Consider the following 11,786-nt stretch of genomic DNA (forward strand, 5'->3'; position numbering starts at 1 on the left):
GAAAAAGATTCTCATTTCCAAAATTGAGGTGCTATATAGATGACGAAGAAGAAAATAGGTTTGCTTGTAATGGCATATGGAACACCGGAGTCATTAGATGATGTAGAAGCTTATTATACTCACATTCGTCATGGGCGTAAGCCATCTCTGGAGAAGCGCTCCAAAATTTAATCGGACGGTATAAAGCAATTAGTGGAATTTCACCGCTTGGGAAAATAATGAAAGAGCAGGCGCATAAATTAACAGATTCAATGAATAAAATGTTTACAGAGTATGAATTTGTTTGTTACTTAGGTTTAAAACACATTGCTCGATTTAGAAGTTTTATATGACACCGATTATGAATGTAAAGTTGTAACTGATGAATTAAATGGCACATATTTTAGACTAAATATGCCCAATTCACAATCTGTATTTATTGATTGTTTAGCTGAAATTGCTTCCAAAAAAATAAAGGAAATAGTTGACAAGGATTTAATTTTGAATAATAATTAGTTTATAATAACTTTAAATAAATAATAATTACTATGAAAGAAAGAGGAGGATCCCCCTGATGAATCCAAATAATCGCTTAACAACAAATCAAGGTGCTCCAGTTGGAGATAACCAAAATTCTCGTACAGCTGGTCGCCGTGGACCAGTATTGTTAGAAGACTATCATTTAGTAGAAAAACTTGCTCACTTTGATCGTGAACGTATTCCTGAGCGTGTTGTGCATGCGCGTGGTGCAGGTGCTCACGGCGTATTCGTAACGAAAAACAGCATGAAGCAATATACGAAAGCAGCGTTTTTACAAAATGAAGGAACTGAAACACCTGTATTCGTTCGTTTCTCAACGGTTATTCATGGCCAAGGTTCTCCAGAGACAGCTCGTGATCCGCGTGGGTTCGCTGTTAAATTTTATACAGAAGAAGGAAACTACGATATCGTAGGTAACCATTTACCAGTTTTCTTCATTCGTGATGCAATTAAATTCCCTGACATGGTGCATTCATTAAAGCCAGCACCTGATACAAATGTTCAAACACCAGATCGTTACTGGGATTTCATGACGTTAACTCCAGAATCTACACATATGATGACGTGGGTATTTTCTGATTATGGTACACCGGCAAACTACCGTGAAATGGAAGGATTCGGCGTACATTCATTTAAATGGATTAATGCAGAAGGTAAAATTGTTTACATTAAATATCATTGGAAGCCACAGCAAGGTGTGCGTAACTTAAGTGCAAAAGAAGTCGAGCAAGTGCAAGGAAAAGACTTCAATCATGCAACTCGTGATTTATTCGATGCAATCGAAAAAGGAAATTATCCGAAGTGGGATTTACACGTACAAGTGATGCAACTAGAAGAAACGGATTCTTTAGATTTCGATCCATTAGATCCGACGAAAGTATGGCCAGAAGATCGTTTCCCATTAATTGAAGTAGGGACGATGACGTTAAATCGTAACCCGAAAAACTTCTTTGCGGAAGTAGAACAAGTGGCGTTCTCTCCAAGTGCAACTGTAAATGGTATTGAACCATCTGAAGATAAATTATTGCAAGGTCGTTTATTCTCTTACCCAGATACACAGCGTTACCGCCTTGGTGCAAACTATTTACAAATTCCTGTAAACTGCCCATACGCAGCTGTTCGTAATCAACAACGTGATGGTGCGATGCAAGTGGATCAAAACCCATCTACAATAAACTACGAACCGAGCCGTCATACTGAAAATCCAGTTGAAGACCCAACTTACCGCGATTCAACTATGAAAGTAGAAGGCTACGTATCTCGTGAAAAAATTGACAAACCAAATGATTTCAAGCAAGCGGGTGAGCGTTACCGTTCATTCTCTAAAGAAGAGCAAGATAACTTAATTGCAAACTTAACAAATGACTTAAAAGACGTAAATGAGCGCACGAAATTATTAGCTGTTTGTAATTTCTTCCGTGCAGATCAAGAGTATGGAATACGCTTAGCGCAAGCTTTAAATGTTGATATTACGCAATATGTAGGGAATACTCCGAAATAAATAGGAAAAGACGACTGTTAAACGGTCGTCTTTTTTGTGTAAAATCATGCAGGGTATTTTTCGTTTTAGTTATGTCGGAATTTGTTGGTAAATCGATATATTTGAAAAAACGTTGATATATTTACGAAAATACAAGGCGGGGTATGCTGCCGCCCTGTACAATAAAAAGAGAGGCAATCTACTACCAATAGATTGCCTCTCTTTTTTTAGTTCACTCGCTCAGTATACTCATAAGCTTTCTCCCCATGCATCGAAATATCAAGCCCCATATGTTCCTCATGCTCATCGACTCGAACAGGGAGGAAGAAGTTGATCGCTTTAATAATGGCATACGTCATTATGATTGTGAATGCATATGTTGCTCCTATTGCTACAAGTTGTTTGAAAAGGAGAGCTGCGTTTCCGTAAAATAATCCGTTAGCGCCATCACCGTTTACAGTAGTGGTTGCAAATAGTCCAGTTGCAATACCACCCCAAGTTCCTCCGATGCCGTGGCATCCAAATGCATCGAGTGTATCGTCGTATCCGAACTTCGTTTTTAAGAAGAAGACAGCGCCAAAGCATAATATACCGCCAATTGCTCCGATAAGAAGAGCGGAGAAAGGTGTAACGAATCCGCAAGCCGGCGTAATTGCGACTAAACCAGAAACAACCCCACAAGCAGCTCCCATCGCAGTCGGCTTCGATTGGAAGAACCATTCAGAAAGCATCCAAGTTAGAGCTGAGGCAGCGGCGGCTATATTTGTATTAATAAATGCAGTTAAAGCTACGTCATTTAAAGATAATGCACTACCGACGTTAAAACCGAACCAGCCGAACCAGAGTAAGCCTGCGCCTAACATTGTAAATGGTAAATGATGAGGAGAGGTGCCGCTTATGTTTTTTCGTTTTCCTAGGAAAATAGCTAATACAAGACCGGCAACACCAGATGTGATATGAACGACATTACCGCCAGCGAAGTCTAACGCGCCGAGTTCTCTCAGCCATCCGCCAACGCCCCATACCCAATGAGCGACAGGATTGTAAACGATTGTTGTCCAAAGAAGGATGAAAATAAGAAAGGCAGAAAATCGCATTCTTTCGGCGAATGCACCTGAAATTAAAGCGGGAGTTAAAATAGCGAACATGAGTTGGAACATCATAAATAAATTGTGAGGAATAGTAGATGAGTAGTCTGGATTTGGTGCGTAGGTAACTCCGTTTAGAGCGAACCAATCGAGATTGCCGATAAGTCCGTGCCAATCTGGTCCGAATGATAAAGAATAGCCGATAACAATCCATTGAATCGAAACGATAGCCATTGCGCTATAACTATGCATTGTCGTGCTGAGTACGTTTTTACTGCGAACCATGCCCCCGTAAAAAAGTGCCAATCCTGGTGTCATCAACATGACCATTACTGTCGTTACAAACATAAAAACTGTATCTCCCGTATTCATTCTCTCTCCTCCTATGATGTTAGAAAAAATAACATCGTCTTGTTATGTTTCATATCATATTCGAAATAAAAAGAAAAATCAACTAAAAATTCAGAAAACTTTTTAAGTAATGTTAGAAAATCTAACATTAGGTATTTTGGATGGATAAAATCAACGTATGCGATTTGTTCTAATAATTGGTATAATATTCTTACAATTAGAAGTTTGGGGGATGCGTGTGAAAAAAATATGGACTAAGGAACTATTCATTTGTTTTTGTTTAGCTGTTATTTTGTTTGTACCAGTACATACTTTTGCGGAAGAAAAAAGGGAATGGCGAGATGAAGTTATATATTCCATTATGATTGATCGCTTTAATAACGGAGAATCGAAAAATGACAAACAGTTAGACGTTGGTAATTTAGAAGGGTATCAGGGCGGAGATATAAGAGGGATTATAAAAAGATTGGACTACATAAAAGAAATGGGATTTACTACTATTATGCTTTCGCCGCTTTTTGAAAGTGAAAAGTATGATGGATTAGGCGTTCGAAACTTTCAAAAAGTAAATGAACATTTCGGAACAGAAAATGATGTGAAAGAACTTGTAAAAGTGGCTCATCAAAAAGGAATGAAAGTTGTCTTTCAATTTCCGTATGCAGAAAATGAGCAACAATTAATAGACTCGATGAAATGGTGGATAAAAGAAGTTGATTTAGACGGAAGTTATGTGATACATAGTGAAAAAAAGCCGCGTGCTTTTTGGGATGAAGTGCAAAAGGATTTGCAGAAGGTAAAGAAAGATTTTCGCATTATGACAAAGGAAGATAATGAGTACTATAAAAAAATAGTAGAGTCATTTTCAAAAGCAGATATGTCTGTGAAACCTTTATATGATGTGAGCGGAAAAGAAGAGGAATTCGCTACGTTTTTAGATAATCAAGAAACAAAGAGATTTGCACGTATTGCAAAAGAAAATATGTATTACCCGCCGTCTCGTTTAAAACTAGCGCTCACTTACTTATATACATCCCCGGGGATACCGAATTTTTATTACGGGACTGAAATTGCATTAGACGGGGGAGATGCTCCAGATAATAGACGATTAATGGATTTTAAATCGGATGAAAAGTTTATGCAGCACATAACGAAGCTAGGTGAACTTAGACAAACGAGACCATCTTTACGACGTGGTACGTTTGAACTTCTATATGATAAAGATGGAATGAGTATATTAAAACGAAAGTATAAAGATGAAGTAACACTAGTAGCGATTAATAATACGAAAGAGACGAAAAAGGTTTCCTTACCTGTAAGTGCAATTGGTGAAAAACAAGAGTTAAGAGGATTGTTAGAAGACGAAATTATAAGAGAAGAAAACGGAAAGTTTTATCTTGTTTTAAAGCGCGAAGAGTCGAATGTGTATAAAGTTAGCGAAGAAACAGGTGTGAATTGGTTGTTTATCTCCTTAATAGTCGGTGTGAACGTATTATTTATTGCTTTTTTAATTGCGGTTAAAAAGAAAAGATCCTCTGTATAGATAGAGGATCTTTTTTTCTTAGCGGTAGTTAATGAACTGTACGTCGATTGGTAAGTCGACGCTGCGAACGGCTGCGATTACTGCTTGTAAGTCATCACGGCTTTTCGCTGTTACGCGTACTTGGTCATCTTGTACTTGCGTTTTTACTTTTAATTTCATTTCTTTAATGATGTTGTTAATTTTTTTCGCGTTATCTTTATCGATACCTTGTTGCAGAGTTGCACGTTGGCGAACAGTATTACCAGATGCAGTTTCAACTTTTCCGTAGTCCAAGTTTTTAATTGGAACGTTACGTTTTACAAGTTTAGAAATTAGAACGTCTTTTACTTGGTCTAATTTGAACTCGTCATCAGAAGTTAAAACAAGTACTTCTTTTTCTAATTTAATATCACTTTTACTACCTTTAAAGTCATATCGGTTTTGGATTTCCTTTAATGCGATGTTAATTGCGTTTGTTACTTCAGGTAATTCTACTTTCGAAACGATGTCAAAAGAACTCTCTTTTGCCATAGTTAGCACCTCCAAATAAATTTCTATCTTTTCATGCACCTAAATAGGCTATGTAATATACATATTAAAGTATAGCGGAAAATACATCGATTAGATAGAGCGTTGCAACTTAAGTGTTTTGACGGATCATCCGTAGGGGAATATAGTCCTATAGATACAGTCTTTATTTAATTATAGTGAATTTTGGGCAGTTGGACAAATAAAGGAAAAATCGTGTTATAATTAACTTTTGTTTGGAATGATAAAAAAGATAACTTTATATATAGAGAAGGGAATTAAAAAATATGTATTTGCAATTAGGATCGATTGAACAGGTAACTGTTTTACGCGAAACGGAAATCGGATATATGGTTGGAAACGAAGAGGAAGAAATCTTCCTACATAAAAACGAATTAGCTGGAGAAATTGCAGAAGGCGATACGATTGATGTATTCTTATACCTTGATCACCAAAATCGTATTTCAGCAACAATGAAGGAACCAATTATTACAACACATGATTGGAATTGGGTAAAGGTTGTAGAAGTTATTCCTAGTTTAGGTGTGTTTGTTGATATTGGTGTATCAAAAGATATACTAATTCCACTTGATGAGTTTCCAATTTATATGCCAGTATGGCCTCAAGAAGGCGACGAATTATATTGTACGTTAAAATTAACGAATCGTGATCGTTTAATTGCTCTTCCGGCAAGAGACAGTGATATGCAAGAAATTATCGTAGATGCAACGCCATCTATGCGTAATAAAAACGTAAATGGACGTGTGTATCGCTCACTTCAAGTTGGTTCATTCATACTAACTGACGAGCATTTCCGTGCTTTCTTACACCATACAGAAAGAAAAGAACAAGTCCGCATCGGTGAGCGCGTAACAGGTCGTATTATTGACGTAAAAGATGACGGTACAATTAACATTTCACTTCTTCCTCGTAAAGAAGAAGGAATGGAAGATGATGCAGCAGTACTTTATGCATATATGGAAGAACGAGGCGGAGCGATGCCGTTTTGGGATAAGAGCAACCCAGAAGACATTAAAGAACGTTTCAATATGAGTAAAGCTGCCTTTAAGCGCGCACTTGGTAAACTGATGAAAGAAGAAAAGATTTACCAAGAAGAAGGCTGGACTTACTTTAAGAAATAAGATAAATGAAAAAGAACTATTTTTTCTCTAAGTTTATTAGGGAGGAGGTAGTTCTTTTTACGTTCGGCACAAAAGGAGAAAGGGAGTAAGAGAATCATTGGAAGAGGAATATTTTTAAAAATATAGAAGGGATAGATAGTTATATCTATATGAGAGAGAGTTTGAATTTAATTTTGATTGAAAAGAAATGAGGTATGTAAATGAAATATTATAGTTCCGGATACCTCATAATTTCCTACGATAGGGAACTTATCTATAAAGAATGCAATATTGAGGGGCTATCACAAAAGATTTTAACAATATGTAATGGGATTCGGCCTACATTTCCGGATTATTAGTTTTTCCCTTGGTGTAATTCAAATAAAAATGATCCTATTGCTCAGATGATAAATGGAAGGTTGAAGATTAGTAAAGAGGAACGTGAAAGTGGACAATCTTTTTTAGATACACTAATGGAAGAAGAAAAGTTCTCGTGGCCGAATGCTTTTAAAAATTTAGAAGATGCGAGATTCTTTAAGCGAAATTATTTAAAAGGGATAGAAAATTTAGAGATTATTAGTTTGCATCTTTCAGAAGAGTATCGGACGGATTTCTTAATGAATGAGCGAGAAGAAAATGATTTTGAAGTTTCTATATATGATTTTATCGAAAGTGCATTACCTGCTGATGTTGAGAACGATGAAATATTAGGATTTGATATATGTGGTTTTAGTAACAATAATTTTTATTCTTTTATTCATAATAATTTACAAGAGGATTTTGGTAAGAAATTAAATGAATTATCATTTGTTGATAAGTATGAAGATGCAAAGCAGATTATCCATTTAATTGATGATGGGGAAATTGAGGCAGAAGAGGTATTGTGGTATCCGTGGTTAATTTTGAAATGCATATAACTTGTTAGAGAAAGAGGTATAAGCATCGAATTAAAATGGAGGTAGAATTAGATCATATCACTTGGCATTATAAAATCTTGAAGAAAAAGTTAAAAATGTTGATAGAAGATTAAAAAAGCACGATCTTATTTTTTCAATAAGATCGTGCTTTATTTTAGTTCTCTTTCCCAAAAAGATGAGAAAATGTATCTTTCAAGTCACTATCGTTTATTTTAATATCCGCCTTTTTTAATTCACCTTGTAATAATTTTTGACCGAAGGAAGGGTCGGCAAGACGTTCTTCTTCTAAGTCTTTACGTATAGAGTCTTTCACTTTATCGTAAGGTTGTAAATCTTTTTTATCAGTTAGTTTAATAATGTGATAGCCGTTTGGTGATTTTACGGGATTGCTAATTTGGCCGGGCTTTAATTTGTAGGCAGCTTTTTCAAATTCAGGTGTCATTTTTCCTGCCCCGAAGTATCCGAGGTCTCCGCCATTATCTTTTGATGCTAAATCTTGAGATTCTTGTTTTGCTAATTCTTCAAATGAAGTGCCGGTATCTAATTTCTTCTTTATCTCTTTTGCTTCATTTTCGTTACTTACTAAAATGTGACTAGCTTTAATTTCTGGTTTATAGTGGTCTTTCACATCTTTTTCTGTAACGCTTTGTTTAATCGCTTCATTCAATGCAAGTTTGAATTTAATTTGATTTTTGAAATCTTCTTCATCTTTTAAACGATTATTTTCTAGTGTTGCTTTGAATTGTTCTCCATATTGATCTTTTGCTTTTTCTACTTCTTTATCTACTGCATCATCAGATACTTTATATTTTTTAGTAATAACATCTTGTGCTACCATTTCGTATAGCGTGTCTTTTCCGTATCGATCTTTCAATTGTTTTTCGAAATCGCTCTTTGTAATGGTTGAGTTTGTTGTTGTAGCGATTGTGGCCGAGTCATTTTTTTGTCCGCAAGCAGATAGCATTAATATACTTATTAGTGCAGTGATAATGAATGTACTTTTTCCTTTCATGCTAACACCTCATCCGAATATGTTATCGCTATTGTAGAATATAGAAGTGAACATGAAGTGAATTTTTAATGTTTTTTCCCTGTAAAATGTAAAAAAAGTACATCAACATTAACGTTGATGTACGATGTAATCAAAGGTGATCGGTTTTCTTAGAATATGCACGTTTTCCTTGCTGAATATTTTTTTGCTCTTGTTCATTTTTTTGAGTGCGCTTTGCATTATTGTCGCGTGCTTTTTTGTCGTTATCGCTAGTATGTGGCATATGTATCAACTCCATTTCTAAACGTTGTATGTTTATCATTTCCTTTTTCGTAAAGACTATGTATAGCGGTGCATTCATGAATACTAAAGGTGGATTAGAAATGGATTTGAAGCTGAATTATACTGAACTTATTAAGAAGTTAGTCGTTGTAATTATTGCGGGTTTATTAAATGCGATTGGGATGAATTTATTTTTAACACCAGCGAAAGTGTATGCGAGTGGTTTTGCTGGATTGTCTCAATTATTGTCACAAATATTAGGTGACTTTTTATCTATTCATATATCTACGGGGGTATTGTTTAGTTTGTTTAATATTCCTGTCGTTATTTTAGCGTGGAAAAAGGTTGGGAAGGCCTTTACATTTTTTAGTTTTCTTTGTGTTGTATTTATGACTTTGTTTTTAGAAATTATCCCAGTTAGAGCGGTTTCGCACGATATTATATTGAATGCGATTTTTGGTGGGATTATTTCAGCGATTGGGGTAGGGGTTGCTTTAAAGTGGGGGGCTTCTACAGGTGGTCTAGATATTATTGCTATGATTTTATCAAAAATAAAAGATAAGCCTGTCGGCACGTATTTTTTCTTCTTTAATGCACTTATCATTATCGCTGCTGGCTACGTGTATGGATGGGAAAAGGCATTATATACTTTAGTCACTTTGTATGTATCAACGAGAATTATTGATGCGATTCATACCCGTCATGTGAAGATTACGGCATTAATTGTTACAAAGAACGGGGCAGATGTGCGAAAAGCGATTCACTCTCGCTTAGTGAGGGGGATTACAACTATACCAGCAACAGGTGCTTATACAAATGAAAATAAAGAAATGTTAATGATTGTTATTACTCGTTACGAGTTGTACGAATTAGAGAGGGTTATTAAACAAGTGGACCCAGGTGCATTTACAAATATACTGCAAACGGTCGGTGTGTTTGGATTGTTTAGAAAAGATTAAGGAGGACCAAAGCTGGTCCTCCTTTTTTAATGCGAATTCGTAATGTTTTGCAATTGCTCCTGCATTTCACGTAGCTGAACTTTTTCAGCAGTTGAAGAGTTTGCATAAGCAGAGTGCAAAGAGTTTTTTGCTCTATAAACGAGTTCCTGTTGTTCAGCGCCACTTGAACAAGAAACGGCACTTGAAACAGCGTCTCTAGCTTGTTGGAATAGTAAGTTCCCCATTTAAACCCCTCCAAATGAAGAGTTACTTCTCGCTTTTTCTGCCTCAGCTAATGTACCTCTGTACGGGAATCTTGCATCATGCTTCATAACAGCATCGGCTCCTTGCTGGATAAAACGCTTTGATTTGTTCTTTTTACCCATTCGAAAAACCCCCTTTATTTAGCTGAAAACAATTGACGCGCTTTCTCTTGCGTCTAATAATAGTATGAGCGTTTGGCGAGAAACTATAAGCAGGGAATTTTTAGATTACAATCCAAGAACCTCTTCTAAATATAGAGCGATACCATCTTCTTCATTCGTTAATGTCGTATGATTTGCAAGTGATTTTAATTCAGGAATCGCATTACCCATTGCGATTCCATGACCAGCAAATTCGATCATTTCAAAGTCGTTATCCTCATCACCAAAAGCGATAATTCGCTCTTTAGGAATATTATAATGGCCTGAAATTTTTTGTAATCCGACAGCTTTATTTAATCCGCTTTTTACGATTTCAATAATTGGCCAAGGCGCACCCCATTTTCTATGGTCGATGACTTCAGCATGCATATCTGTTAAATGTTGGCGAATTGCAGCAGAATGCTCGTCATGTGCATCGATTAATAAGCAAGTTGGATGGTCGTTTAAAATATTTAATAAATCTCCTGTGAATATCTTTGGAGAACCGAATTCAAAAATATGTTTTTTATCTTCATCAATTTCACGGACATACACATCATCGATGACTTCAGCATAGACATTTTTCACGCCGAAATCAAAGCAAGCTCGGACGATTTCTTGCGCTGTTGAAAGTTCAAGAGGAGAGTGATGTGTTCCCCAACTTGAATCAAGAGGGTGATGCACGTAAGCTCCATTAAAGTTTACGATTGGTGTGTTAAGGCTAAGTTCTTTATAATAATCGTAACTAGCGCGGAATGGACGCCCTGTTGAAATAACGACAATATGTCCTTGTTCTTTTGCTTTTGCAATTGTGTTTTTCGTTCTTGGAGAAATTATTTTGTTGTCTGTTAATAAAGTTCCGTCTAAGTCTAATGCGATTAAATGTTGTTTGTTCATAATTTCACCTCTTATAATAATTTTTTTGATTCTATCTGTATTTCCGTTTTTAATATGCAGAAATAAGAGGTTAGACTGGGTGAAACTACTGTAGATGAAAGTTTCACTATATATCCATCTTACGTCGCGAAGCGCTGTGGTGTCTACTATTTCTCGTTGGAAATTAGGAAAAGTCAATATCTTTTTAGAAAGTTCAAACAATGTTTCTTTCATTATGTACAATTTGTGAAAAGGGTTACATTGTTTGAATGATGCGACTTATAATGAACATGTAATCTTCTCGTATATGTTTGACTCTCCTTTGAAACTGGCCTAAAGTAGGTTGGTTTCTTTTTTTTCAACAAATATGCCAATAATTCCTGCTTAAGCTTGTGTAATTATATATATGTACATGGGTAAACCGTAGTACTTGTTTCCTAAACATGACAGAAAAGCTTTCTTTTAAAATGGATATACTAATGAGGCAAGACGTCATGGAAGGAGAATGGAAATGGGACAAAATCGCAGGTTTCGTTCAGGGCAAAAAGCGCCAAATGATGGCATTTACGTAGAAATTGGTGAAACGGGAAGTATGGTGAAAAATCCGCAAATGGTACAATTAACTGCCGGTGAAAAGTTTCCAGAGAACGCAAATCATAACCGTCAGTGGACATATAAAAGAAAACCGTAACAGAAGCCGCAATCGTTATTGCGGCTTTTTTGATTAGGAAAATGAATGTTACTTTTTTCTTTTTCCGATAATAAGTTTGAA

Annotated in this window: 12 protein-coding genes and 2 pseudogenes; 7 read left to right on the forward strand and 7 right to left on the reverse strand. The window is 36.0% G+C overall.

Annotated elements, in window-relative coordinates; all coding sequences use genetic code 11:
• Nucleotides 1–39: 39 nt before the first annotated feature.
• A pseudogene (locus MHH59_RS05855) lies at nt 40–495 on the forward strand (ferrochelatase).
• 58 nt (nt 496–553) lie between these two features.
• Nucleotides 554–2,020, forward strand: a complete 1,467-nt coding sequence (gene katB, locus MHH59_RS05860) for a catalase KatB (protein ID WP_002125906.1) — start codon at nt 554–556, stop codon at nt 2,018–2,020.
• A 206-nt stretch (nt 2,021–2,226) separates the two neighbouring features.
• Here the strand turns inward: katB and MHH59_RS05865 are convergent, their stop codons facing one another.
• Nucleotides 2,227–3,459 (reverse strand): ammonium transporter, encoded by a 1,233-nt coding sequence (locus tag MHH59_RS05865; protein WP_003187921.1) that lies wholly within the window; start codon nt 3,457–3,459, stop codon nt 2,227–2,229.
• Nucleotides 3,460–3,616: 157 nt separating this feature from the next.
• Here MHH59_RS05865 and MHH59_RS05870 point away from each other — a divergent pair, with 157 nt between their 5' ends.
• Nucleotides 3,617–4,978 (forward strand): alpha-amylase family glycosyl hydrolase, encoded by a 1,362-nt coding sequence (locus tag MHH59_RS05870; protein WP_340850955.1) that lies wholly within the window; start codon nt 3,617–3,619, stop codon nt 4,976–4,978.
• Nucleotides 4,979–4,996: 18 nt separating this feature from the next.
• Here MHH59_RS05870 and MHH59_RS05875 read toward each other — a convergent pair whose 3' ends face one another.
• Complete coding sequence (locus MHH59_RS05875) at nt 4,997–5,488, reverse strand: YajQ family cyclic di-GMP-binding protein (protein WP_002030284.1); 492 nt, start codon at nt 5,486–5,488, stop codon at nt 4,997–4,999.
• A gap of 284 nt (nt 5,489–5,772) precedes the next feature.
• Between MHH59_RS05875 and MHH59_RS05880 the strand changes: the two genes are divergently transcribed.
• Both MHH59_RS05880 and MHH59_RS05885 read left to right on the forward strand, forming a co-directional pair.
• Complete coding sequence (locus MHH59_RS05880) at nt 5,773–6,627, forward strand: CvfB family protein (RefSeq protein WP_002011240.1); 855 nt, start codon at nt 5,773–5,775, stop codon at nt 6,625–6,627.
• Nucleotides 6,628–6,827: 200 nt separating this feature from the next.
• Nucleotides 6,828–7,523, forward strand: a pseudogene (locus tag MHH59_RS05885) (hypothetical protein).
• A 154-nt stretch (nt 7,524–7,677) separates the two neighbouring features.
• On the opposite strand, the gene prsA reads toward MHH59_RS05885, so the two are convergent.
• Together prsA and MHH59_RS05895 are read right to left on the reverse strand one after the other, a co-directional pair.
• A complete protein-coding gene (gene prsA / locus MHH59_RS05890; RefSeq protein WP_002125911.1) occupies nt 7,678–8,535 on the reverse strand; it encodes a peptidylprolyl isomerase PrsA in 858 nt (285 codons plus the stop codon).
• 130 nt (nt 8,536–8,665) lie between these two features.
• Nucleotides 8,666–8,797 carry a DUF3941 domain-containing protein gene (locus tag MHH59_RS05895; RefSeq protein WP_001120851.1) on the reverse strand — a complete coding sequence of 44 codons (132 nt, stop codon included), beginning with the start codon at nt 8,795–8,797 and terminating at the stop codon, nt 8,666–8,668.
• Nucleotides 8,798–8,897: 100 nt separating this feature from the next.
• Here MHH59_RS05895 and MHH59_RS05900 point away from each other — a divergent pair, with 100 nt between their 5' ends.
• Entirely contained in the window at nt 8,898–9,755 is an 858-nt protein-coding gene (locus MHH59_RS05900; RefSeq protein WP_002125914.1) for a YitT family protein, read from the forward strand.
• 26 nt (nt 9,756–9,781) lie between these two features.
• Here MHH59_RS05900 and MHH59_RS05905 read toward each other — a convergent pair whose 3' ends face one another.
• The 3 genes from MHH59_RS05905 to MHH59_RS05915 all read right to left on the reverse strand — a co-directional run bounded on the left by MHH59_RS05905 (nt 9,782) and on the right by MHH59_RS05915 (nt 11,035).
• Nucleotides 9,782–9,979, reverse strand: a complete 198-nt coding sequence (locus MHH59_RS05905; RefSeq protein WP_002011309.1) for a DUF3813 domain-containing protein — start codon at nt 9,977–9,979, stop codon at nt 9,782–9,784.
• A complete protein-coding gene (locus tag MHH59_RS05910) occupies nt 9,980–10,120 on the reverse strand; it encodes a hypothetical protein (protein ID WP_000516816.1) in 141 nt (46 codons plus the stop codon).
• Between the two features lie 105 nt (nt 10,121–10,225).
• Entirely contained in the window at nt 10,226–11,035 is an 810-nt protein-coding gene (locus tag MHH59_RS05915) for a Cof-type HAD-IIB family hydrolase (RefSeq protein WP_002030271.1), read from the reverse strand.
• Nucleotides 11,036–11,525: 490 nt separating this feature from the next.
• Between MHH59_RS05915 and MHH59_RS05920 the strand changes: the two genes are divergently transcribed.
• The gene (locus MHH59_RS05920) at nt 11,526–11,705 is read left to right on the forward strand and encodes a YjzC family protein (RefSeq protein ID WP_002086997.1); all 180 of its coding nucleotides are present in this window, start codon (nt 11,526–11,528) and stop codon (nt 11,703–11,705) included.
• Nucleotides 11,706–11,786: the final 81 nt, after the last annotated feature.

This window comes from Bacillus sp. FSL E2-0195, from assembly GCF_038003645.1.
Classification (GTDB): Bacteria; Bacillota; Bacilli; order Bacillales; family Bacillaceae_G; genus Bacillus_A; species Bacillus_A mycoides.